The sequence below is a fragment of the Pontibacter sp. T17 genome, from assembly GCF_057219875.1.
This window is the reverse complement of the sequence record NZ_JBXVVW010000001.1, coordinates 1198012-1222445: the sequence shown is the minus strand read 5'-3', so window position 1 is coordinate 1222445 and position 24434 is coordinate 1198012. Positions and strand designations below refer to the sequence as shown.

Sequence of the window (24434 nt, the reverse complement as noted above, 5' to 3'; positions counted from 1 at the left end):
GTTAGAGGTTAGAATTGGACAGAAGCACCAAAAAGGAAAGTCCGGGCCTGCGGGGCCTGTACGATATCCAGACCTGTGCCGGTATTGGCCTGACCCTGCGAGTTGGCTTCAGGATCGATACCTGAGTAGCTGGTAAACAGGGCAAGGTTATTGGCACTGATATAGAGGCGCATGCTGGTCATAGACATCTTGCTTACCCAGCGCTGTGGCAGGGTATAGCCCAGCGTTACGTTCTGGATGCGCAGGAAGTCGCCATTTTCAATCCAGCGGGTTGAGGCCTGGAATGTCTGTGGGTCAGCAAACGACAGACGAGGGATGTTGGTATTCCGGTTGTCTGGTGTCCAGCGGCCCATAATCACCGCACCGTTGTTATTGTTGTTCAGGTTCAGAAGGCTGCTGCGCAGAGTCTCATTGTAAACCTGGAAGCCCAGTGAGAAACGGAGCAGTGCCGACAGGTCCCAGTTGCCATAACGGAGGGTGTGGTTCCAGCCACCAAACCACTTGGGGTTGGGTTGGCCTGCCAATACACGGTCGTCGGTAGCGCCGAGGCCCAGGTTGGGGGCAGGTGCGGCCGTGCCGTCCATGAACAGCCATTCGTCACCGTTAACAGAAGGATTCTGCAACTGGTTGTACTGAATCTGCTGGCCAAAGCGGTTGTACCAGGTACCGAAACCGTTGGTAGGGTTGACACCACCCCATCGCAGAGTATAGAACGAACCCAGGTATTCACCCGGCCGCACGATCGAGAGGTTCGACTGAGGGAAGGGTGTGGCAAGCTCTGGATAGCTGGTTACGAACGACTCCACAAAGGTGAGGTCCAGCCCCATGTCATAAGTCCAAGAGCCATTCTGGAAAACAGTTCCGTTGATGCTGAGTTCAAAGCCTTCCGACATCGAGGCACCAATGTTCGTGGCAATGCTGGAGGGCAGACCCGCTGACGGAGCAGCTGGAATGTTCAGAATCAGGCCACTGTTGATGATGCGGAAATAGTCGGCTGTCACACGTACGCGGTCTTCAAACAGTCCCATGTCAAAGCCCACATCGTACTTGTCGTTGGTTTCCCATGTCAGCTGGCTGTTACCTGCCGCATTGTAGACAGAGCCATTATTGCTGCCATACTGGCCTGCACCAAAGCTGCCGAGGTATGCATAGGTACCAAGGCCCTGGGCATTACCGTTGCGACCATAGCTGGCACGCAGTTTAAACTGGTTGATGACGTCCTTAAAGGGAAAGAAGTTTTCATTGGATGCTACCCAGCCTACCGAGAAGCCGTAGAAAGTACCACGACGCACGCTGGGAGCCAGGTTCGACAGACCGTCGTTACGCAGGCTGGCAGCCACAATGTACTTGCCCTGATAGTTGTAATCTACCGTTCCGAAGTAAGAGTCAAAGCTGTTGCGCAGCTTGAAGCCCTGTACCAGTGGTGTTGTAAAAGTACCGGAGATGATATCATCATAGGCGGGATCTGAGAGACCTGTGCCACGTGCGCGGAAACCTTTACGATCGTCGAGCTGGGTTTCCCAGCCTACCAGAATACCAATCTTGTGATCCGAGCCCAGAGCGCGGGTGTAATTGGCTGTGACGCGAGAGGTGTACCGATAACGGGGTTGCCACCACTGTTCTACATAGCCCAGGAAACCAACGCCGTCACCGTGAGTGGGGTTCCAGTAGGTATAATCCTCAATGCCGTTGAAGTTGACACTCACTTCGCCACGAAGCGTCAGGTACTGAATGGGGTTCACTTCCAGATAGGCAGTACTGAGCATGATCCACTCATCAGTGATGGACTTGTTCTTGTCAAGTACATACGCGATGTTGGGCCAGTTGCTAGAAATGGCCAGTGTGTTATTACCCTGACCAATGCGGTTACCAACAAGGTCGATGTAGTAATCGCCATTAAGACGGGCAGGCACGTTGGGCCACAAACGGTAGGCAGCAAGCACCGAACCGCTGAGACTGTTGGTACCTGTGTTCAGGCCATCAGAGTATACCCGGCTTATGGTGCTGTTCACACCCATCTTCAGCCACTTGGTCGCCTGATGGTCTACCGACATTTTCAGGCTGCCGCGACGGAAGCGGTTCGTCTTCAGAATACCCTCCTGGTCGGTAAAGCCGAGTGAAAGGTAGTACTGGGTACGCTCGTTACCACCTGTAACAGCAAGCGTATGCTGCTGCTGAAGGCCGCGCTGATACACCTCGTTCTGCCAGTCGGTATTGGCGATAGAGCCATCGGGCATGGTGAAGAGGCTAGCAATGGGCGAAAGCCCTGCATTGGCACGCATTTCGTTCTTGATGTCTACATACTGGTAGGCGTTCAGCAGCTCCAGACGCTTGAGCGTTTCGGTGAAACCGACCTGCATGTCGTAGCTTACACGGGTAGCACCAGCCTTGCCACGCTTGGTGGTAATCATGATTACACCGTTGGAGGCACGCGAACCGTACTGTGCTGCCGATGCACCGTCCTTCAGTACGGTCATCGTCTCAATATCAGCCGGGTTGATAATCGAGAGGGGGTTCTGCACGCTCGACTGCCCCTGCGAGAAGTCGCCCTGCGCATACGGAATACCATCGATCACATACAGCGGTTCGCCGCTTTGGGTAATCGAGTTGGTGCCACGGATACGTACACGGCTTGGGTTGTTCAGACGGCCGTTGGGCAGCTGAATATTCACACCCGAAACGCGACCTGCCAGGGCCTGCTCTGCCGACTGTACTGGCAGTGCGGCAATCCGCTCGCCGCTAACGCGGGCCACGGAACCCGTTACTTCTTCGGCGCGCTGCGGACGGTAACCTACCACCACAACTTCGTCAAGGCCGACGCCTTCTTCTTCCAGTGCTATGTTGAGCGTGCTGGAGCCACCAGTAACGTTCTGCTCATAGGTTTTGAAGCCGACGGCTGTAACCCGGATGCGCAAAGGTCCCTCCTGGGTCGTCGTCATCTTGTAGTTACCGTCCATGTCGGTGTAGGTGCCCATGACGCTTTGGCCATTGAGCGTTACCAGCATCACGGTTACAGAAACCATGGGCTGTCCACTCTTGTCGAGAACACGGCCTGTGAAGGTGCGTTCTGCTGTGGGTTGGCTCGCTGAAGCCGAGGTGCCGCGGTCGCGCACGTCCTGCGCATACACACTGCCGCCCAGCGAAAGAAGAGCCAATCCTACCAGGGTAGAATTTCTAAGCATTCGTGAGTGTTTTTAATTGCAAAAAACAGACACGCAAACTCGGAATTCGCTGCACCCTCAACTGCCAACAAAAATTAAAATAATATAACAGGCTTAAATCTATGATAATCAATGTTATAGACATATTCTTAACATATGGAAATACATTTCTTTGGTTAATACCTGCTAATAAAAGTTAATCAATAGCGAATTAACACTTACGCACTTGCTTCACATTAAAACATCTCCATCTCACAACCTAAAAGAGAGAGCCCTTAGCCCTTAGTAGCTATTTCTCAGCCTACTTACACGCTCTGTAGGCGCCGTGGGAACCTAACAATTCAAGCGCTAACTGCAATTTCGAACAAACGATAGGCCATCATTGGCTAACCACACCTGAAAGGCTGCACGGTCAAAGCCAGGCATATCCTGCGAGGGGGCAAACTCGGGCGAACGGAGAGCATCCGGGAAGGGCGTCAGAAACGCGTAGTGATTAGCATTCGGGATAGACGAATGTTTCATTCCCACAGCAGCGGGCATTGCCTCCTGCAAAATCTGATAGTGTATGGCAGTGGTGACTGCATCAGCCTCCCCGGTCACTACCCGTACCGGAACCCGAAGGTCCGAGAGTGCCCCGGGCAGCCGGAACCACGGCGTGGCGGGCGCCATCAGATACAGGCCGGCAATCCGGGTGTCGGTAACTGTATCTACCGGGATTTGCTCAGACGATTCCTGGGGCAATGCCGTTACTTTTCCGCCAGCCAATGCAAGCATTGTATAGCCGCCCATCGAATGACCGAATAAAACAGCTTTCTCAGTGGTGTGCGCCGCCCAATTGCCGCTTCTGAACATATCCAACACGCACTGTACATGCCGTGGACGATCGCTCAGATTCCGCAGGGTATTGAGGCGCGAGTTATCGTTGCGGTTGTTGCCGGGGTGCTCGGGCAGGGCCACCACACACCCCTGCTGCGCCAGCGCCATGGCCAGCCCACGGTACACCCACGGCGAGCTGCCACTGCCATGCGACAGCACCACCAACGGATGCCGCCCTTCCATAATGGGAGCGTTCAGGCCCACCTCCACTGTGTAAGGGCCAGCCTGAAAGGCGCTGGCTGCACCCTGCGAGGGATAAAACGCCAGCACAGGGAAATGCTCCCCTTTGGCTTGGTCAAAAACTGACAACTGCTGGAAACCGGGAGAGAAGGGAGGAAGCATGTGTGAAAGTAGCTACTTCCACCTGTCCTCAATCACTTCCCGCTATCTTCGCACCCATGACGCCTGCACAGAAAAACGCCCGCACTTTCGCCATGCTGATGCTGGGCATGGCAGTCGGCGCGATGATTGTCTACGGCTGGCCCCTGCTGCGCCAGTGGCTCCAGAGCCGCTGAGCTTTAGCTGGCCGCTGGAAACACCAGCACAATTGAAGTGCCGATACCCACGATGGAGTTGACTTCCAGACGCATGCCGTGCTTGTCGGCAATTGTCTTGACGATGGACAGCCCCAGACCATAGGAGTCGGCGTCGGAGTTACTTGCCTTGTGGAAGGGCTCAAACAGATGTGGCAATTCCTCTTTGGCAATACCGATGCCGGTATCGCGCACCTCCAGCTGCACAGCGCCGTCGGCCAACGCTTTGCCCACCACCTCAATACGACCGTTCGGGCGGTTGTACTTGATGGCATTGTGCAGCAGGTTCATCAGCAGCGTACTGATGAGGCCACGGTTGACATTGGCCAGCACCAACGTTCCCGGTATCTCCACATGCAGGGTGAGATCGCTAAGAGCCAGTCGATCCTGCAGCTCCTCGGTCACTTCCTCCACCAGTTCGGCCAGCGAAACACGGTCGTGCCGAGGGAACTGATCGTTTTCGATCTTTGAGATCAGCATCAGCGACTTGATGATGACCCGCAGCCGATGCACCGTTCGCAGCGAATCCATGACGCGAATGGTATTTTCTTCCGACAGCGATTCGTCCACCAGCATATTCTCAAAGCGGTGCTGAAGGGTCGCCAGCGGTGTGAGCAGTTCGTGCGAAGCATCGGCGATAAACCGCCGCTCGTGCGCAAAAGACGTCTGGATAGACCGCATCATGGATTGCAGACTAAGGTCCAACTCCCTGAAATCGTCGGTAGTGGTGGCTATGGGTGTAAAGTCAAAGGCAGAAGGGTTGCGCACATCCTTCAGCCTGACATGCCGAATCCGCTCTAATGGCCGCAGCAGATAGGTAAAGTAGAGAATATCGGTGGCCATGGTGAGCAGAATGCCTATCAGAAGAATATAGAAGGCATACTGCCGGAAGGTGTCTTCCACTTCACCGATACTGGTAGTACTGTGCCCGATTTCAAGCAGATACTGCTTCCCTTCCAGATCGAAAGAATAGCTGAGCACCCTGTACTCTATTACCTCCTCTTCTACCGCCCGGCGTGAATCTTCTATTATGTCAATTGTAGGGCCTGGTGGAATCTGCTCCAGTGAGATAAACTCGTCTTTCAACAGGTTATAGCTGCCGTAGGAGTTCTCATCTGCATCCAGAAAAGCCGAAATGCCATTCTGGCGCACCATGTTCACTACCTGTTCCTGTTGCTTTCGCAGCTTGGCATCGGTACTGAATACAGCCACACGCCGCAACACGGGCGGCAGCAACCCGATGAACAACACCAGAATCAGTGTGCGCGAAAGCCCATTGAAGAGCGTGAACTTGGCGGCCAGTTTCACAGAATTGCGCTGTTAGATACTTACCCTGTAACCGATACCGCGGACGGTCTCCAGCCAGTCTACGCCGGCGTAACGCCCCAGTTTCTTGCGCAGGTTTTTGATGTGGCCGTCGATAAAATTGGATTCGAAGCCGATGTCCGACACATTGCCCCAGATGTGCTCTGTAAGCTGTAGTCGGGTCAGCACCCGGTTACGATTGAGGGCCAGATAACTCAGCACCTCAAACTCCTTGGTGGAGAGCGCAACTTCCTGCTCCTGGTAGGTGAGTTTGCGGGCCTGTAAGTCCAGCTGAAATCCGTGGCAGTCAATTACAGAACGCTTGAGGCCAAAGCGACGGCGATTGACGGCGTGCATTCGAGCCAGCAGCTCGGGTAACGAAAAGGGCTTGGGCAGGTAGTCGTCGGCTCCAACATGCAGCCCCTGAATACGATGCTCTACCTCGTTGCGGGCAGTAAGAATGATAACCGAAGCTGTCAGGCCATTCTCCCTTGCCTCGGAAAGCAGCGCCAGGCCATCGCCGTCGGGCAACCCCAGATCCAGCAGCAGAAAGTCATACTCGTTGTCCGCCAATTCTTTGCGCGCCTCCTGTGCTGTTCGCGCGATGGTAACGGCAAAGTTGTGCTGGTGCAGAAACAGCCCCAACTCACGTGCCAGTGTACGCTCATCCTCAACAATCAGGGCCGTCATTGGTTGCCGTTAGAAGGATACATAAAACCCTGCCGTCAGATAGCTGCGGGCAATGGTGACATCACCCGGCAATAAGTTCGTCGGAACAATATAGCGCCAGGAAAGCTGAAAGGTGTACCGGTCACGGGTGTAGGTGACGGGTACGCGCAACTCATAGTTCAGAAGCCGAAACTGCGACCGCTCAATGGTGGACTCTATGACATTGACCCTGCCACTGTTGCTGTTGCCGTTACCACTGCCACCACCGTTCCCATTGCCGTTCCCGTTCCCATTGCCATTGCCGTTGCCATTGCCATTGCCGTTGCCATTACCGCCACCATTACCGTTGCCGTTGCCTACTCCCTGGCCTGCGGCTGCTCGGTTCTGACGCTCAACGATACTTGTCTCTGCGAAACGCTGAGTACCCCAGGTCAGACTCACGCGTGGCTCCACGTCAAGCGTTCCACCCCATACACTTGCAAGCTCGAAATAGCGCGAGTTTTCCAGCACCACGAACACATCGCTTGTTTTGCCAAAAACGTAGGCAGTACTCAAACGGGTGTAGACATATCCCCAATCGTAGCCAAGATAGCCGTCCAGCGAGTTGTTGACGGTAGAGGCTACCAGCGGGCTGTTATTAGGAAACAGGAAGTGAGAGTAGCTTACCGAAGCATCCATGCGGGACGTCAGCAAGAAATCCCAGCCGATAGACAGATCGGTCTCGTCTATTATGGCGGTGGTGGCAAATAGATCGTGCCCCATCACCGAGACCCAGAGCCCCCATGGCGTGGTGTAGGTAAGCTCCAGCGCCACATAAGGATATTGCGTTTCCTGTGTACGCCCAAAAAAGGTGGCATTGTTACCCAGTGTGATACCAGCGACCAGGCTCCCGGTCTGGGGTGTCACAGTAGACAATTGAACATCTACAGTGTCGCGCACGGCTGGCAGTGCCGCATCGGCCATCAGCTGGGCATAGCCATACGGACTGATGCCCAGCACAAAAAGAACCGTGGCCAGCAGGCCAGCAAGTAACTGTTTCATGAATTAGCAGGTAGAAGCGAAACAGATTACTTGCTGCGGCGGCGGCCGCCAGCATTGGAATTTCCTGCCCCAGAAGGCAGCCCCGCACGCGCACCAACACGTGGAGCCCGTGCAGATTTTCCCGCCTGGCCCGTCCGGCCAGCACGGGCATTATCAGGACCTGCACCCGCTGCGCCAGGCAGTACACGCGCCGGTTTGGGCTTACGGGTAGCATTAGGCACCACCTTTACTGGCCGAGAGGCAGCTGCATTGGTGCCAATGGCAACCTCCGCCGTAGGGGTTGCAGCCTGTGCATTGCTTTTCTCTTCACCACTGCCTGTCTGTGGTGGCGGAGCAGGTGCCTGCGCCTGTAGGAGCGTGGTAGCCCCCAGCAAACACAGCCACGACAGGAATAGCGTTTTCATAACCGTTTTAGATCCAGGCTGAAAGTTACGGTAGAAAACAGAAGGGATGCAGTGACCTGCATCCCTATCCACCTTTATAAAACCCATCTGTTAAACGGTTAGTGGGCGCGCCCCCTGCGACCAGCGGCAGCAGAACTGCGGCCGATGGAACGGTTGGAGACACTTCGTTCGCCAGCTCGGTTTGCGCGAGCGGTACGCGCCGGTCGGTGCGCACGCCCTGCACTGCTGTTCCCTCGCTGGACAGAACGCCCTTCACTAGCTATGGCACTAACAGCAGCGCCTTTCGCCTGTCCTGTCAATTCACTGTTGCGGGCGGTGGTACTTACCTCCAACCCGTGATTGTCGGGATGCGGCCGCGATTGCTCGCCTGACGCCCCCCTGTCTGCACCTGAGGAGAAGGTGCCCTGAGTTGTTGTACGTATCGCCTGACCATGGTCTGCACTAGCGGCAGGACCCTTGGCCAGACCACCTTCCGGAGACATTGTCTGGGCATGCGTTTGCCCAAACACCACCATACCGGTTGCCAGAACGGATGAAACCAAAAGGCTCGCTTTCATCGAAATGGACAGTAAGGACTTTGAATACGTCGATTGAACAAAAGCAAACCTAACCACCCAACATGATGGGAAGATGATGAACCACCCGGTTAAGCGAGGCCGGCGCTCAGCTCCAGCCGTTCTGTAATGCCAATATCCTCCAGAAAGGAAGCATCGTGCGAAATCACCAATATGGTACCACTGTACGCCTGAAGCGCCGCGACCAATACCTCCAGACTCGACACATCCAGGTTGTTCGTCGGCTCGTCCAGCACCAGCAGGTCGATGGGTTGGCTGTTTACCGACAGGCAGCACAGGGCCAGCTTCAGCTTTTCGCCGCCACTGAGGCTGGCCACTGGCTTGTCCCACAGCTCGCGGTGCAGACGGTGCTGGTGCAGCAGCGTATTCAGCTCGTGCGATTGCAGCCCCTGCTGATTGAACGAGGCCAGTAGTTCTGTTACAGACAGGTGGGGGGCCAGCAGGCTGTACTGCTGGTCAAGGTAGAGCGACCGGCAGCCCACCCGCTCTACTGTGCCTATGACTGGGGAAAGAAACCCCAACAGCAGGTGCAGCAGCGTGGTTTTCCCCGCGCCATTGGGCCCGCTGATAGCCACCCGCGCCCCGCTGGCCAACTCAAAATCTAGTGGACTGCCCCACAGTGGCATTTCGCCAAACTGATGGTTCAGCCCCTCCGCTTTGATCAGTCGCTTGCCCACTGGCAGTTGGCTGTCAGGTAAACGCAGCAGCAGCGGCATTTCACGTCCCAACTGGCTACGCAGTTCGGTCAGATGCTCGGCCAGGCTGTCCAGCTTTTCTGCGTGCACGTCCTTCAAGCGGGCGGCGCTGCGTTCTGCCTGATTGCGCAGGGTGTTCTTTACAATCTTGGGCATGCCTGTCTGCTTTTCCCCCTGGCGCGCCTGGCGTTCCTGCCGCTCGCGGGCATGCTGGGCAGTTGCCTTGGCCTGCCGCAGTTCCTTGGCCTGGTTCTGCAGGTCCTGCTGAAGCGCGTCCAGCATGGCAGCGCGCTCGGCCTTATAGAAACTGTAATTGCCCCCATAGGTGGTGATGCTCCCCCGCGCCAGTTCTACCGTCAGGTGGTTTTGGTCCAGCAGGGCACGGTCGTGGCTCACCAGCACCAGCGTGGCCTTGGTCTGTGCCAGAAAATCGGCCAGTTGCCGGCGGCCACGGTAGTCAAGGTGGTTGGTGGGCTCATCCAGCAGTATGATTTCGGGCTGGTGTAGGCGCAATGCAGCCAGCGCCACCCGGGTCTGCTCGCCACCGCTCAGGTCACACAGGGGCTGATGAAGCTCGCGCCCCTCCAGCCCCCAATGGGCCAATGCTTCCTGTGCACGGGCTTCCACTTCCCACTGTCCATCCAGCAGGTCCAGCAGTTCCGGCGTAACGTCCCCAGCCAATACGGCAGTTAGCGCCGCCAATATCTGAGCTATGCCGAGGGCATCAGCAAGGGTGTATCCCACGGGCGGCGTTGTCAGCTGAGGCACATACCACGGCCGACTGCTGGTAACAACAGAGCCGGACACGGGCTTCAGCCGCCCGGCCATCAGTTGCAGCAGCGTTGACTTGCCAGCGCCATTATCGCCGATGAGGCTTACGTGGCTGCCAGTGGATATGCCCAGACTAAGGTTGTGGAACAGCGGCGTGTGGTCGCTGTGGGTATAGGCGAGGTTGTGAAGTACGATACTCAAAACAGGTAGAAATCAAGGTCATGCAATCGGAACAGACGGAAGCAGACACGTTGATTTCCATTGTAGTATCGGTTGGGTTCACACTACCCCTGACGTAAGGGGCTCGCCATCAGAGCACAAAGATGGGAGCCGCGTCTGAAAAGACCAAGCGCTTAACCATACTTAAGAAACCTCAGCCCCTCAATACCCCTGCATCTCAGCTGAGGGCAGCACCCGCTTGCCGTGTGTGGTGGGCGTGCAGGCCAGCAGAGCGCGGGCCACTTTCTCGGCAGGAATGGGACGATAGGTTTTGGGAATGAGCGGCGCCAGAAAGCGGCTCAGCATAATGGACAGCTTCTCCATCGGGCGGAACGGCTGCCCCAGCCGCTCGCGGTTTCCCATCAGCAGCGACGGCTGCGCTATGGTGAGGCCTTCGAACGGCAGTTCAGTCAGGGCGTCTTCCAGTTCGCCCTTCACGCGGTTGTAAAAAATGCGCGACTTAGCATCGGCGCCCAGCGCGCTCACCAGTCCGCAGCAGCGGGCGCCGGAGGCTTCGGCAGCGCGGGCCACCGCCAGATTGGCCTCATAGTCCACCGCCCGGAACGCCGCTTGGCTGCCTGCCACCCGAATAGTGGTGCCCAGCGCCAGATACACCTCTTCTATCGGTGGCAGTTCGGGCAGCCGCTTGAAATCTACCACATGCACCACCGCCTTGGGGTTGGTCAATGCCAATGGACGCCGGGCCAGCACATGCACAGTAGTGACGGTGACATCGGCCAGCAGGCCGTTTAGCAGCTCAGAGCCCACCAATCCGGTGGCTCCTGCCAGCAATACAACACGGGAAACGGGTTCGGTGGACATGGCGATGGGGGATTTTCCCACTAGTTAGCGCAGCCCGTACCAAAACACAACAACCCCGCCGAATGGCAGGGCTGCTGGAGTCAGTGCTGCGGAGTGTTACTTGCCCAGCTTGTACATAAAGCCGATGTTGAACGGCACCACACGGGCGTCGCCGTAGAGGCCGAGGACAAAGCTGGCATCGAGGTCGAACTTGTCGCTCAGCGCTACGCGCACACCGCCGCCCAGACCAATGCCCGCTTCAGAGCTGGAAGCCTTGGTGGTAGACTGGAAGTCCAGCACGTTGTTCTTGTACTCGCGGTAGGTGAGTTCGGAAGAAACGAACAGTATGCCCACCTGACCAATCAGATAGGGGTCGAACTGGCCGAGGTCAAAGCTGTACTCAAAGGTACCGATCAGCGGCACGGCAGACGCTGAGTACGCATTCTCGCGTGGATTGCTGGCTGTGGCGTTCAGCGCAACAACCTTCTCCCCGAAGTTCCAGTAGCCGGTATTGAGGCCAAGGCGCATCTTGTCATTGAGCGAGTAGCGCCCTTGGAGGTTGACGCCGAAGCCGGCGCCAGCCACGCTGCTGAAGCTGCCCGAAGGCGCTACCAGCGCCAGGCCTGCACCGAGTTCAATCTGAGCAAATGCCCGCTGGGAAAAACTGCTGGTCAGCAGAACCAGGAGGAGGAATGAGAGTCGTTTCATGTTTGAAAGGTTTCGGTGAGGAAGACAACTATCAAGCCAAAGGGGGCCTGGAAAGCGCCCGTTACAACTCCCATCATCAAACCATCATAATCGGAGGGGCTCTGCCGGTTGAAAACCAGATACAGGCCGCCCCAAAACACAACAGCCTCTCTGGAATCCAGAGAGGCTGTGTAGTGTTCGTACCCCGTAGGGGATTTGAACCCCTGTTACCGCCGTGAAAGGGCGATGTCCTAGACCCCTAGACGAACGGGGCAGATTGTCAATTCAACTCTAGCTGTACTTGACTTGCGTCGCCATCAGCGTTGAATCGGGCAGCAAAGGTAGAGGGTCAGGTGAAACGGCGCAAGAGCTTGCCCGAAAAAATTTTGAGGTGAAGCGCCAAAATCCTCATTCCAAGGGATTTTTGTTTTCGGGTGCAGGGTCAATCATTTTACTATTTTTGCAGCCACTTTCCCTTTCAACCACCCAACACACACCCGGAAATGTCCAAGATTCGTGTCGGTATCAATGGTTTCGGCCGCATTGGCCGTCTGGTATTCCGTGCCCTCCTGAAGCACGAGAATGTAGAGGTTGTCAAGATCAACGACTTGACCGACAACCAGACCCTGGCACACCTGCTGAAGTACGACACCGTGCATGGCCGCCTGGGACTGACAGTCACCGCCGACGACCAGAGCATCACTGTCGACGGCAAGCGTATCCTGGCCTCGGCCGAAAAGAACCCCGCCAACCTCGCCTGGGGCGAAGCCGGTGTGGACATTGTGATTGAATCTACTGGCCGTTTCACCGATGGCGACCAGGCGCGTCAGCACCTCGCTGCTGGTGCCAAGAAGGTCATCATCTCAGCCCCTGCCAAGGGCAGCATCGACGCCACTGTCGTGCTCGGTGTCAACGACCATATCCTAAAGCCCGGCATGACCGTCGTGTCAAACGCAAGCTGCACCACCAACTGCCTGGCCCCCATGGCCAAGGTGCTGGACGAAGCTTTCGGCATTGACCGCGGCTTCATGACCACCATCCACGCCTTCACCGCCGACCAGAACCTGCAGGACGCCCCACACAAGGACCTTCGCCGTGCACGTGCTGCCGCCAACAACATTGTGCCCACCACCACAGGTGCTGCCAAGGCTGTAGGTGAAGTGCTGCCCCACCTCAAGGGCAAGCTCGACGGCGTGTCTACCCGCGTGCCTGTACCCGATGGTTCGCTGACCGACTTCACCGTCATCCTGAAGAAAGAAGCCAGCATCGCCGAAATCAACGCTGCCGTCAAGGCTGCCGCTGAAGGTGCACTGAAGGGCATTCTGGAATACAGCGAAGACGAGCTGGTATCTACCGACATCCTCGGCAACAGTCACAGCTGCATTTTCGACGCCAAGAGCACTTCGGTAATCGGCAACCTCGTAAAAGTAGTAGGCTGGTACGACAACGAGTGGGGCTACAGCTGCCGCACCGCCGACCTCGTGACCCGCATGGCCAACCTCGGCTGATTTCGCTGACGCCCGAACATGATCAAATACATCGACCAGGCGGATTTCGCCGGTAAAACCGTCATCGTACGGGTGGACTTCAACGTGCCCCTCGACGATAACGGTAACATCACCGACGACCGCCGTATGCGCGAAGCCCTGCCCACTCTCCAGCACATTCTGGACAAAGGAGGTGCAGTGGTTATCATGTCGCACATGGGCCGCCCCAAAGGCAAGCCCAATGCCAAATACAGCCTGCGTCAGGTGCACAATGCCCTGGCCGAAATGCTCAATCGCCCCGTTTTCTTCGTCGGTGACTGCATCTCGGAAGAAGCCTACCAGATTACCTCCAATCTGGACAAAGGCGATGTCGTGCTGCTGGAAAACCTCCGCTTCTACGCCGAGGAAGAAGCAGGCGAAAAGGCGTTTGCTGAAAAGCTGGCCAAGCATGGCGACATCTACGTGAACGACGCCTTCGGTGCGGCTCACCGTGCCCACGCTTCGGTCAGTGTCATCGCCCAGTTCTTCGCCGACCGCTACGCCGGCTTCCTGATGAAAGCCGAAGTGGAGAATGCCAAGAAGGTACTGGAGCAGGCACAGAAGCCTTATGTGGCCATCGTAGGTGGCGCCAAGGTGAGCGACAAAATTGGCGTAATCGAGAACCTGCTCGAGCGCGTCAATACCCTCATCATCGGTGGCGGCATGACCTACACCTTCCTCAAGGCTCAGGGTCTCAACATCGGCTCGTCGCTCTGCGAAGACGACAAGCTGGAGCTGGCCAAAGCCCTCATCGAGAAGGCCAAGGCCAAAGGTGTGAACCTGCTGTTGCCGTCTGACAGCGTCATCGCCGACCGCTTTGCCGCCGACGCCGCTCATAAAACCGTAGCCAACGACGCCATCCCCGACGGCTGGATGGGGCTGGACATTGGACCCAAGTCCATAGAAGCCGCCAGCGCCGCCATTCACGCTGCCAAAACTGTGCTGTGGAACGGGCCGATGGGCGTGTTCGAGTTCGATGCCTTCTCTAAAGGCACCTTTGGCGTGGCACAGGCGCTGGCCGATGCTACCACCAAAGGCTGCTACACCCTCATCGGCGGGGGCGACAGTGCCGCTGCCATTGAGAAAGCCGGCCTCGAAAGCAAGGTGAGCTTCGTATCAACTGGCGGGGGTGCCCTGCTGGAGTATCTGGAAGGCAAAGTTCTGCCCGGCCTTGCCGCTTTGAACTGAGCCATTCGTTTGTAAAAATCCTGACGCGCATCGGCAAAACGCTGGTGCGCGTTCGTATTTTAGAGGTATGACGACGCACGCTGTTCCTGAAGCCATACGCACAAACTCAGCTTCTGGAATTGCCCCCAACACGCCTTATCAGATTTTCCCGGTGCTGACACCGGCCCATAATCGGCAGTTCATTGATGTAGCCAAGGCCCTGTACCGCCAGGACCCCAACTGGGTAGCCCCACTTGACTCCGAACTGACCCGCATCTTCCAGCCCGAGCATAACAAGGCCTTCCGCACGGGCGAGGCCATGCGCTGGCTGCTTACCGATGCTCAGGGCAACCTCTGTGGTCGTATTGCCGCATTCTTTCAGCGCAGCAAATCCGACCGCAGCGAACGCCCCGTTGGCGCCTTCGGCTTTTTCGAATGTGTGAACGACCCCAAAGCCGCCCATCTGCTGCTCGACACCGCACGCCAGTGGCTGGAAAGCAAAGGCATGGCTGCCATGGAAGGTCCCGCCAACTTCGGCGAGAACGACCGCTATTCGGGCCTGCTCGTCGAGGGCTTCACGCAACAGGCCTTCGGCATGAACTACAACCCACCCTACTACAGCGAACTGCTGGAGGGCTATGGCCTGCAACGCTACTACGATCAGGTGTCCATGCACCTGGACAACGCCAAGGAGTTTTCAGAGCGCTACCAGAAAGTGTACGAATGGGTTAGCCGCAAGCCTGGTGTAAAATTTGACCACGCTACGCGCAAAAACTTCGACCACTACGTCCGCTGCTTCCAGACCATCTACAACGAAGCCTGGGCGCACCATCGCCATTTCACGCCTCTCACCGACGAGCAGGCACAGGCGCTGGCTAAAGACCTGAAACAGATTATGCTTGAGAAGCTGATGATCTTCTCACACGTGGGCGACGAGCCCGCCGGTATGCTCCTCACCCTGCCCGACCTCAACCAGATTTTCAAGCCGCTGAACGGCCGCTTCCCCTTGTGGAAGCAGTTACTCTTTCTGCTCCGCAGCCGCAACAACTACGCCTGGTACCGTAAAAAGGGCATCCTGACCCGTGGCCGCACCATCATCGTGGGTGTTCGGCCGCGCTTCCAGAAGTACGGGCTTGACGTGGGCATGGTAGGCTATGCCTTCCCCATTACCCGCGAACTGGGCCTGACGGAAATCGAACTCGGATGGGTGGGCGACTGGAATCCACTGTCGCGAGCCCTGCAAAGCGGCACAGGAGCCAGCCCCGGCAAGGTGCACCGTACCTACCGCATCCACTTCGACGGCAGTGACGTAGCACCCATGACTTCCGTCAGTGGCTAAATGCTGACCGTGAGGCTTTACCGTTCGCCCCAACGCATCGCCACTCGCCCCGCAGATTGCCCCAACACCGGACGCTGGCCCCATTTCGCTGGCTTGTCCCTGCTTGGTGAATGAGGTTTGCAACGATGGCTCAGCCATTGGTGCAAACACATGACACTCTACGCTTCACTTCTCGCACTCCACATTACCGCTGGCTTCACGGCACTGGTTACAGGTGCCTGGGCCATTGGATCACGCAAAGGGCAACGGGCTCACCGCCTGATGGGCAAGCTCTACTTCTGGGCTATGGCGCTGGTGGCAGTATCGGCCGTGCTGATGACACTGCTGAAACCCAATCCTTTCCTGATGCTCATTGCTGTGCTCAGCTTCTACAGTTCGGCGATGGGTTATCGCATTCTTGGCTACAAGAAACTGCACGAAGCCCAGCGCTTTGGCCGTCTGGAATGGGCCATGGCCGGGGTTCTGCTGCTGGCAGGGTTGGGGCTCTTTGGGCTGGGTGCCACCTTGCTTGTCCGCTCACAGTTCTCCCATAACTTCGGCTGGCTTTCGCTGTTCTTTGGTGGCATATCCGTAACGTTGGCCGTTCGCGACCTTCGTCTATTCCGCCAACAGAGCCTGCCGCGGCACTTCTGGTTGTTTTACCACATTCAACAGATGATGGCTGCCTACATTGCCACCGTCACGGCCTTTTCTTCGGTTAATCTGGCCTTCATGCCTACCCTCCTGCGTTGGACCTGGCCCACACTTGTGGGAGTGCTGCTTTCCGCTTGGTTCCGCAGGCGCTATGAAGCCAAACTCCGCACCGAATCGCTGGTCTGAGTCTCTCTGAATTTGCCCGTCAGGCTGCCGCACTGCATATTGCAGCCATGCAGCAGCCCGTTCGCCCTACCCCACCCCAGCAGGAGCCCATTCTCTGGTACGGCCAGCCATCACAGCTCACCAATCTACATTGGTTTCTTTTGGCCTTGGTGGCAACGGTCGCTGCTGTTTACTTCCGCTTTTGGTGGGGGCTGCTGGCGCCCATTCCGCTGGCCGGCATTCCCGCGCTTATCACTGCCAGTTATCACTATACCCTGACGCCCACGCGCATACTTGTCACACACGGTGTGCTGGTGCGGCAGCGCCTCAACTGCGAACTTTATCGCATCAAGGACTTCAAGATTGTAGAGCCCCTGCTGCTGCGAATGTTCAATCTGGGGCATGTGGAACTGGTGACATCCGAGGCCGATGCGCCCAACTTCATCCTTCAGGCCATCGCCAACCCCGACCAGGCCGCCGACCTCATCCGCCACCAGGTAGAAACCCGTCGGCAGGAAATGAACATCTTCATCGGCGAACAGCAATAGGCTGTCCCAACTGCTGTTTCAGCGGTTTTTCTCGCTATCTTAGACCCTTGCCTCGCGCGCGCGTGCACGCATGCGTACGCACGTGAGCCCCACGCAGGCAGGTGGCCTTTGCCCCGACGAACTAACAACGCTGCATGAGCACTGAACAGCAACAGCCTGATGCCCGCATTATCCTGCGGGAGATTGAGAACGAAATGAAAGCGGCGTACATCGACTACTCGATGTCCGTCATCGTATCGCGCGCACTGCCCGATGTGCGCGACGGCCTGAAGCCGGTTCACCGCCGGGTACTCTTCGGCATGAGCGACCTGGGCCTGGCCAGCAATCGCCCTCACAAGAAGTCGGCCCGTATCGTAGGAGAAGTGCTGGGTAAATACCACCCCCACGGCGACTCCTCCGTGTACGAAACCATGGTGCGCATGGCCCAGGACTGGAGCCTGCGCTATCCGCTGGTCGATGGCCAGGGTAACTTTGGCTCGGTAGACGGCGACAGTGCAGCCGCCATGCGTTACACCGAGGCCCGCCTCCGTGGCTTGGCCGAGGAAATGCTGGCTGATATTGACAAGGAAACGGTCAACTTCGTCCCCAACTTCGACGACTCACTCTCCGAGCCTTCCGTTCTCCCCGCCAAGATTCCCAACCTGCTGGTCAACGGTGCCAGTGGTATCGCCGTAGGTATGGCCACCAACATGGCCCCCCACAACCTGCGCGAGGTCATCGACGGCATCAACGCCTACATCGACAACCCGGCCATTGAAATAGACGAGCTCATCAAGCACGTACCCGCCCCCGACTTCCCAACGGGTGGCATCATCTACGGTGTTGAGGGCGTACGCGAAGCCTTCCGCACTGGCCGTGGCCGTGTGGTTATCCGCGCCAAAGCTGAAATCGAAACCGTAGGTTCCGGCTCGGCGCAGCGCGAGCGTATCATCGTTCGTGAAATCCCCTATCAGGTCAACAAGGCCCTGCTCATCGAAAAGATTGCCGAGCTGGCCCGCGACCGCAAGATTGAAGGCATCCAGCGCGTCAACGACGAGTCGGACCGCGAGGGTATGCGCATCGTCATCGACCTGGGCCGCGACGCCGTGCCCAACGTCGTACTCAACAACCTCTACAAGTACACAGCCCTGCAGCTGGCCTTCAACGTAAACAACGTGGCGCTGGTCAATGGCCGTCCCATGCTGTTGAACCTGAAGGACCTCATCAAGTACTACGTAGAACACCGCCACGAGGTGGTGACGCGCCGTACACAATTCGAGCTGCAGGAAGCCAAGCAGCGGGCGGTGCTGCTGATCGGTCTCAATGTGGCCCTCGACGCACTGGACGAAGTAATCGCCATCATCCGCGGCGCACAGACGCCCGAAGACGCTCGAAAGGGGCTCATCGAAAAGGTACTGCGCCCGGGCAACCTCACCTACAACGCCCCCGAACTGCTGGACCTCTTCAGCGAACAGGACCTTGACACCCGTCTGGAAATGCAGGCCAAGGCCATTCTGGATATGCGCCTTCAGCGTCTTACCGGGCTGGAAATCGAGAAGATCAAGGCCGAATACAAGGAAATCCTTGACCGTATCCGCGACTTCCTCGACATTCTCGCCAAAGTAGAGCGCCGCATGGCCATCATCAAGGAAGAGCTGGCCGAGGTAGCCAAGAAGTATGGTGACAAGCGTCGGTCTACCATCGAATACTCCGCCGAGGAGTTCACCATGGAAGACATGATCGCCAACGAAGAGGTGGTCATCACCATCTCGCAGCAGGGCTATATCAAGCGCACCGCTGTTGACGAATACCGCCGCCAGAAGCGCGGAGGCACGGGCTCGCGTGGGTCGGCCACCAAGGAAGAAGATTTCATAGAGCACATCTTCACTGCCACTACACACAACTACCTGCTGCTCTTCACCGAGAAAGGACGTTGCTACTGGCTCAAGGTGTTCAACATTCCCGAAGGTGCCCGCACCAGCAAGGGCCGCGCCATCCAGAACCTGCTGCAGATCGAGAGCGACGACTCCATCCGCACCGTACTGAACGTGCCCAAGCTCAACGACGAGAGCTTCCTGAACCAGCACTCCATCCTCATGTGCACCGAGCGCGGGGTGGTGAAGAAAACCGAACTCGCGGCCTACAGCCGTCCACGTCAGGCGGGCATCATTGCCATCAACATTACCGATGGCGATAAACTGATAGGCGCAGCCCTTTGCACGGAGAGCAGCCAGGTCATCATGGCCACTACCAATGGCATGGCCAACCGCTTTGATATCAGCGACGTGCGCGACATGGGTCGTGGTGCCACCGGCGTCCGTGGCATTCGCCTGGCCGAGGAGGAAAACGCCCGCGTCATCGGTATGGTGGTGGTGGAAGACGAAACCGCCCACCTGCTGGTTGTGTCAGAGAAAGGCTACGGCAAGCGCAGCGAAGTGAGCGAGTACCGCAAGACCAAGCGTGGCTCGCAGGGCGTTAAGACGCTGAATATCACCGACAAGACAGGCCCTCTCTGCAAGATCCTACAGGCCAGCGATGAGCACGACCTCATGATCTTCACCCGAGAAGGCATTGCCATCCGTATGGCCGTAGCCGACACACGCCTGCTGGGCCGCAACTCACAGGGTACCCGCCTCATACGCCTCCGCGATAGTGACGGAATCGCCGCCATCGCCCGTTTGAGTCATGAAGAAGAAGAGCCAGTTGACGAAAACATGGAAACTTCTGGCACTGATTCTGCGGTAGATACTTCAACAGAATCCACTTCTGAAACATCAGCTGAATAAACCCCATGCTCAAGACCCTTTCTACACTGTTTCTGGCTTGCACGGCAGCTCTGGTGCTGCTGGCCGGGTGCGATACTGAGAAACCGAATCCCATTCCGGGCGACTACGCTCAGTTGCGTCTCAACGACACCCTCTACCAGTTCTCCGGTGCTTTCACCCAACGCTCGGCCAGCGGTGTCACCGTGACCATTACGTTGCCTCAGGGCGCAGGCGCAGGAGCCTACCCGACACTGCAATTGACCATTCTGGGCCTTACTCCTGGCACTTACGACTTCAACGTATCCCCCAGCGAAGGCAGTGCCAGCATTGTAAGAGGTGCGGCTACAGGCCAAACCTTCAATGCGGTCAGCGGCAGTTTTACCATTACGGAAATCAACAATCAGGCAGACGGTATCTTCCGTGGCACCTTCAGCTTCACTGCTGAGAACGACAACGGAGATGCTGTTACCGTAACGGCAGGCGAGGTACAGGCGGCCTTCCGCAACTAAGCCTCCAGCAGTACTTTTTCTACAATCCGCGCGTGGGTCCAGGGCAACTGGTGACCTGCGCGCGGCTCTGTTTTTATGTGCAGCAGACGGGATGGTAACGTACGCTCTGCAAAAGGAAGGTTGGCGGGCGGACAGATGGCGTCCTGCATGCCGTGCAACAGCGTCACGGGCACCTGCAACGATGCTGCGTCCAGCGCCAGCTGCTTCAGTTCGGCGGGCAACTGCCACATCTCTTCGCCACTTACCCCCAGAAATCCAGGCAGTTTACGCTGAAAGTCAAACCACTGGTGTTTCCAGCCCTGTGGTTCCAAACGGGGGTCCAGGCCAGCAGAAATCAGTATCGCCGCTCGTATACGCTCTGGATAGTCCAACGCCATACGCAGTGCCAAGGGCCCGCCATAAGAATGGCCAGCTACTACAACTGGCCGGGCACCGATTTCTGCTTTCAATAACAGCCACAGCCAGGCAGCCTGTGCCCGCAGATAGGGAATGCACCCAGCGCCACTGCTGCCACCAAAACCGGGCCTGTCGGGTACCAGGACCTGATACTTCTGCGTAAGTGCGCCTGTAAAGAGGTTGCGATGTGCCCAACCCCATCCCGGGGTTCCGTGGAGAAACAGCAGCACTTCAGGCTGCCCCTCATCTACAGCGCAACGCCAGGCACCCTGCTTATTCTGCTTGCGTATCACTACTGCCATGAACGGATAACGCAAGCGGCAGCAACATGCATTCCCCCCAAAACAAAAAGCGCCACCCGGGGGCGACGCTCCTCTTCATCCGTATGTAAGTCTTAGGCCTCGTAGACCAGAGGCTCTACGTGTACGTACTTGCGGCCGTTGGTTTTGCTCTCGCTGAAGGCTACCGTGCCGTCAGACAGGGCAAACAGGGTGTGATCCTTACCAATGCCTACGTTTTTGCCGGGGTGGAACTTGGTACCACGCTGGCGAACGATGATGTTACCGGCAATAGCCAGCTGACCGCCGAACAGCTTAACGCCGAGACGTTTACTTTCTGATTCGCGGCCGTTCTTGGAGCTACCTGCGCCTTTCTTGTGTGCCATGACGAAGCGGAAGCTTTAGAAGGTGAGTTTTTCGATTTGAATCTTGGTCAGGTATTGGCGGTGGCCAATAGACTTCTTGTAGCCTTTGCGGCGCTTTTTCTTGAACACGAGGACTTTGTCGTCCTTCAGGTGCTCAACAACTTTGGCGCTAATCTTGGCGCCGGCCACGGTGGGCGCGCCTACCTTGGTACCCTTATCGCTGCTCGTAAGCAATACCTGCTCCAGCTCTACGGTGGTACCAACTTCGTGCGGCAGACGGTGTACGTACAGGTACTGATCCTGCGTCACCTTGAACTGCTGCCCAGCTATGTCGACTATGGCAAACATCTTTTTTCCAAATGAAGGACGCAAAGATATAAAGTGCCTGTAACCGAGACAAACTTTTTTCAGAAAGTTTCTGGTACTGGCCTTCCTGTCGTCCAGAAAGCAAGATTACGTAGATTCGTCCTGTCGCCCAAGCGGAACTTTCGGCCCGCTTCCCTGCACATGGCTCTCGCGAACACCCCGGCAACGTCTGGCCAAACAACGGCCCAATACCTCAGCAAGGTCTACGACCTCCGCAGCAGTGCCTCTTACCGCCTCGTGCTGGCCATTGCGGGCGAGGCCATTCAATTTGCTGTCCTTAACGACATACATGAGGTAATGCTGCTGCGCGAATATCAGAACCCGACAGGGATACCGGTATACGAGCTCTTCGATAAAGTATGCTTTGAAGACGAAGCCCTGAAGCAGCGCTATTCCTCTGTCGAAATCTATACCCTCACCCGCCGCTGGATGCTCGTCCCTTCTGAATACGCACCCAATGGTTCAGAGAGCAAGTATCTTGCCACCGAGCACACCGTCTCAGACACCGACGACGCTTTCTACCGCGATCTCATCCGCCCACTCGGCATCAATAACGTTTACGCCCTGACGCAGTTTTACGTCAAACGCCTTCAGTTCTACTTCAAGCGGTATGTCCTGAAGCATGGCGTTACCCCCTATCTGCTGGAAGCCAACCGCATTCATGCCGCCTTGGGTAAAGAGGCCTCCCTCTGCATTGCGCTGGTTGCCGAACGCTCAATTCTACTGGCTTTTGGTCCGGCAGGCCTGTTGTTGGCCAACGACTACGAAACCGAAACTGCCGAAGACGTTCTTTACTACGCAACCTCTACCCTGCAGACACTCGGGCTGACACCAAATAAAACGGCAGTCTTCGTTCTGGGTCGTGCCAGTCATCAGACTGCTACCCGCACTCTGTTGCAGACCCACCTGCCCGGCTACACCGACGTCACTACTCACTTCCCTCAACAGGCCGCTTTCGCCTCAGCGGGCTATTCTCACAGCGAGTTTGCCCACCTGCTCTTCCGTCAGGCATGAGGATAATTGGAGGAGAATTTCGCGGGCGGCGCATCGAGCCCCCAACGGGCCTGCCGTTTCGCCCCACCACCGACCGCGCGCGTGAGGCCCTCTTCAATATTCTGGCCCATCGCTATCCGCTGGAAAATGCCAACGTTCTGGATGGTTTTGCTGGCTCTGGGGCCATAGCCGCTGAATGCATCAGCCGTGGCGCCACCAAGGTCGTTGCTGTAGACCAGCACCCCAAGGTAGCACGCTGGCTCCGCGACCTGGCCGCCAGCTTCCCCCTGCCCCAACTGGAAGTGGTGCAGGCCGACATCTTCCGATATCTCCAGCAGCCACCCCGCTCGTTTGACCTGCTCTTCTTCGACCCGCCTTATGCCCTGCCAAACAAACTGGAGCTGGTAACACGCGCATCAGCGGGGTGGGTGGCCTCAGAAGGCGTTATCGTGCTGGAGCACCCCGCATCTGAAAATTACACCCACGTGCCCGGTTGTGTAGACACACGCGCTTACAGCCTGGTAGCCTTTTCTTTTTTCGAGCCCACCACATGATGACACAGGAACTGCGCATACTACTCCGGGCCCTGACCCTGCGCCGCCTGTGGAACTACCTGCTGGTATTGGTCTCCTATTATATAAGTAGAGCTACCGGCCGACTCGTGCATTGGGGTATGCCGATAAGCATAGGCATAGAACCCACCACCGCCTGCAACCTGCGCTGCCCACAGTGCCCCAGTGGCCTGCGAAGCTTCACGCGGCCAACTGGTCGTTTGTTGCCTGGGCTGTTTTCCCAGCTGATAGACGAAATCGCACCCGACACCACCTTTCTGGTAATGTACTTTCAAGGCGAGCCCTTCCTGAACCCCCACTTTCTGGATCTGGTATCTGAAGCGGCACAGCGCAATATGTATGTACAGACAAGCACCAACGCCCACTTTCTCGACGACGACACCGCCCGACGCACCGTGGAAAGCGGACTCTCGCATCTGATTGTTTCGCTGGACGGCGCTACTCAGGAAACTTACGCGCAATACCGAATCGAGGGAGACATCGAGAAGGTGCTGTCGGGCGTGCGCAACATTGTGAAGTGGAAACGGCAATTGAAATCACTGACACCCCTGATTGACCTACAGTTCATTGTCTTCCGGCACAACCAGCACGAAATAGATGCCGTGCGCAAGCTTGGCAGGGAGCTGGGGGTAGACCGTGTATCCATCAAAACCGCCCAGGTATACGACCACAACGGCCCAGGAGCCGCACTCATTCCCACGCTATCGCAATACAGCCGTTACCGGCAGGATGCCAAAGGTCAATGGCAGATTAACAGTCAACTGCCCAACCACTGCTGGAAGCTGTGGCAGGGTACCGAGCTGACCTGGGACGGCAAAGTTCTGCCCTGCTGTTTCGACAAAGACGCGCAATATGTTATGGGGCAATTCCCAGCCCATGATATCAGAGCCATCTGGCGAAGTAGGCCGTATAACACCTTCCGCAGACAGATTCTGAAGGGCCGCCGAAACATCGATATCTGCCGCAACTGCTCAGAAGGCCTCTCAGCCTGGGAAGGCTGACCCAACCTGCGCCACAGCCCCTTTTTGGGCATGGGTTGTTAAAAAACTTGCATTCCTATCCGAGACCCTTAATTTCGGAGAAACCAAACAGACAG

General features: G+C 57.0%; 22 protein-coding genes and 1 tRNA gene. 10 read left to right on the top strand and 13 right to left on the bottom strand.

What is annotated here, in order from left to right; all coding sequences use genetic code 11:
• Window positions 1–8: 8 nt before the first annotated feature.
• The 10 genes from AC2D8O_RS05465 to AC2D8O_RS05420 form a co-directional block, all read right to left on the bottom strand.
• Window positions 9–3182: a SusC/RagA family TonB-linked outer membrane protein gene (locus tag AC2D8O_RS05465; protein ID WP_484677786.1), complete on the bottom strand. Its 3174-nt coding sequence runs from the start codon at window positions 3180–3182 to the stop codon at window positions 9–11.
• A gap of 327 nt (window positions 3183–3509) precedes the next feature.
• The gene (locus AC2D8O_RS05460; RefSeq protein ID WP_484677785.1) at window positions 3510–4379 is read right to left on the bottom strand and encodes an alpha/beta hydrolase family protein; all 870 of its coding nucleotides are present in this window, start codon (window positions 4377–4379) and stop codon (window positions 3510–3512) included.
• A gap of 176 nt (window positions 4380–4555) precedes the next feature.
• Window positions 4556–5878, bottom strand: a complete 1323-nt coding sequence (locus AC2D8O_RS05455) for a sensor histidine kinase (RefSeq protein WP_484677784.1) — start codon at window positions 5876–5878, stop codon at window positions 4556–4558.
• A 12-nt stretch (window positions 5879–5890) separates the two neighbouring features.
• A complete protein-coding gene (locus AC2D8O_RS05450) occupies window positions 5891–6565 on the bottom strand; it encodes a response regulator transcription factor (RefSeq protein WP_484677783.1) in 675 nt (224 codons plus the stop codon).
• 9 nt (window positions 6566–6574) lie between these two features.
• Complete coding sequence (locus tag AC2D8O_RS05445; protein WP_484677782.1) at window positions 6575–7585, bottom strand: hypothetical protein; 1011 nt, start codon at window positions 7583–7585, stop codon at window positions 6575–6577.
• Between the two features lie 26 nt (window positions 7586–7611).
• Complete coding sequence (locus tag AC2D8O_RS05440; protein WP_484677781.1) at window positions 7612–7989, bottom strand: hypothetical protein; 378 nt, start codon at window positions 7987–7989, stop codon at window positions 7612–7614.
• A gap of 646 nt (window positions 7990–8635) precedes the next feature.
• Window positions 8636–10231 (bottom strand): ABC-F family ATP-binding cassette domain-containing protein, encoded by a 1596-nt coding sequence (locus AC2D8O_RS05435; protein ID WP_484677780.1) that lies wholly within the window; start codon window positions 10229–10231, stop codon window positions 8636–8638.
• A gap of 180 nt (window positions 10232–10411) precedes the next feature.
• A complete protein-coding gene (locus tag AC2D8O_RS05430; RefSeq protein WP_484677779.1) occupies window positions 10412–11071 on the bottom strand; it encodes a Rossmann-fold NAD(P)-binding domain-containing protein in 660 nt (219 codons plus the stop codon).
• Between the two features lie 96 nt (window positions 11072–11167).
• On the bottom strand, window positions 11168–11758 hold the full coding sequence (locus AC2D8O_RS05425; protein ID WP_484677778.1) for an outer membrane beta-barrel protein: 591 nt from the start codon (window positions 11756–11758) through the stop codon (window positions 11168–11170).
• 180 nt (window positions 11759–11938) lie between these two features.
• Window positions 11939–12011 (bottom strand) — tRNA-Glu (locus AC2D8O_RS05420).
• A 229-nt stretch (window positions 12012–12240) separates the two neighbouring features.
• Here AC2D8O_RS05420 and gap point away from each other — a divergent pair.
• From gap to AC2D8O_RS05385, 7 genes are all read left to right on the top strand, one after another.
• A complete protein-coding gene (gap, locus tag AC2D8O_RS05415; protein WP_484677777.1) occupies window positions 12241–13245 on the top strand; it encodes a type I glyceraldehyde-3-phosphate dehydrogenase in 1005 nt (334 codons plus the stop codon).
• Between the two features lie 18 nt (window positions 13246–13263).
• Window positions 13264–14451, top strand: a complete 1188-nt coding sequence (locus AC2D8O_RS05410) for a phosphoglycerate kinase (protein ID WP_484677776.1) — start codon at window positions 13264–13266, stop codon at window positions 14449–14451.
• 67 nt (window positions 14452–14518) lie between these two features.
• Window positions 14519–15769 carry a hypothetical protein gene (locus AC2D8O_RS05405; protein WP_484677775.1) on the top strand — a complete coding sequence of 417 codons (1251 nt, stop codon included), beginning with the start codon at window positions 14519–14521 and terminating at the stop codon, window positions 15767–15769.
• Window positions 15770–15919: 150 nt separating this feature from the next.
• Window positions 15920–16588, top strand: a complete 669-nt coding sequence (locus AC2D8O_RS05400) for a DUF2306 domain-containing protein (protein WP_484677774.1) — start codon at window positions 15920–15922, stop codon at window positions 16586–16588.
• A 47-nt stretch (window positions 16589–16635) separates the two neighbouring features.
• The gene (locus tag AC2D8O_RS05395) at window positions 16636–17115 is read left to right on the top strand and encodes a PH domain-containing protein (protein WP_484677773.1); all 480 of its coding nucleotides are present in this window, start codon (window positions 16636–16638) and stop codon (window positions 17113–17115) included.
• A 134-nt stretch (window positions 17116–17249) separates the two neighbouring features.
• The gene (gene gyrA, locus AC2D8O_RS05390) at window positions 17250–19880 is read left to right on the top strand and encodes a DNA gyrase subunit A (RefSeq protein ID WP_484677772.1); all 2631 of its coding nucleotides are present in this window, start codon (window positions 17250–17252) and stop codon (window positions 19878–19880) included.
• 5 nt (window positions 19881–19885) lie between these two features.
• On the top strand, window positions 19886–20368 hold the full coding sequence (locus tag AC2D8O_RS05385; RefSeq protein WP_484677771.1) for a DUF6252 domain-containing protein: 483 nt from the start codon (window positions 19886–19888) through the stop codon (window positions 20366–20368).
• Here AC2D8O_RS05385 and AC2D8O_RS05380 read toward each other — a convergent pair.
• The 3 genes from AC2D8O_RS05380 to rplU all read right to left on the bottom strand — a co-directional run bounded on the left by AC2D8O_RS05380 (window position 20365) and on the right by rplU (window position 21755).
• On the bottom strand, window positions 20365–21066 hold the full coding sequence (locus AC2D8O_RS05380; protein ID WP_484677770.1) for an alpha/beta fold hydrolase: 702 nt from the start codon (window positions 21064–21066) through the stop codon (window positions 20365–20367). The genes AC2D8O_RS05385 and AC2D8O_RS05380 overlap by 4 nt on opposite strands.
• Window positions 21067–21158: 92 nt before the next feature.
• A complete protein-coding gene (gene rpmA, locus AC2D8O_RS05375; protein ID WP_484677769.1) occupies window positions 21159–21428 on the bottom strand; it encodes a 50S ribosomal protein L27 in 270 nt (89 codons plus the stop codon).
• Between the two features lie 15 nt (window positions 21429–21443).
• Complete coding sequence (rplU, locus tag AC2D8O_RS05370; RefSeq protein WP_484677768.1) at window positions 21444–21755, bottom strand: 50S ribosomal protein L21; 312 nt, start codon at window positions 21753–21755, stop codon at window positions 21444–21446.
• Between the two features lie 159 nt (window positions 21756–21914).
• Here rplU and AC2D8O_RS05365 point away from each other — a divergent pair, with 159 nt between their 5' ends.
• The 3 genes from AC2D8O_RS05365 to AC2D8O_RS05355 are packed head-to-tail and all read left to right on the top strand — an operon-like array spanning window position 21915 to window position 24339.
• On the top strand, window positions 21915–22787 hold the full coding sequence (locus AC2D8O_RS05365; RefSeq protein WP_484677767.1) for a DUF3822 family protein: 873 nt from the start codon (window positions 21915–21917) through the stop codon (window positions 22785–22787).
• Complete coding sequence (locus tag AC2D8O_RS05360; RefSeq protein WP_484677766.1) at window positions 22784–23320, top strand: RsmD family RNA methyltransferase; 537 nt, start codon at window positions 22784–22786, stop codon at window positions 23318–23320. Before AC2D8O_RS05365 ends, AC2D8O_RS05360 begins: the two co-directional genes overlap by 4 nt.
• Window positions 23317–24339, top strand: a complete 1023-nt coding sequence (locus AC2D8O_RS05355; protein WP_484677765.1) for a radical SAM/SPASM domain-containing protein — start codon at window positions 23317–23319, stop codon at window positions 24337–24339. Before AC2D8O_RS05360 ends, AC2D8O_RS05355 begins: the two co-directional genes overlap by 4 nt.
• Window positions 24340–24434: the final 95 nt, after the last annotated feature.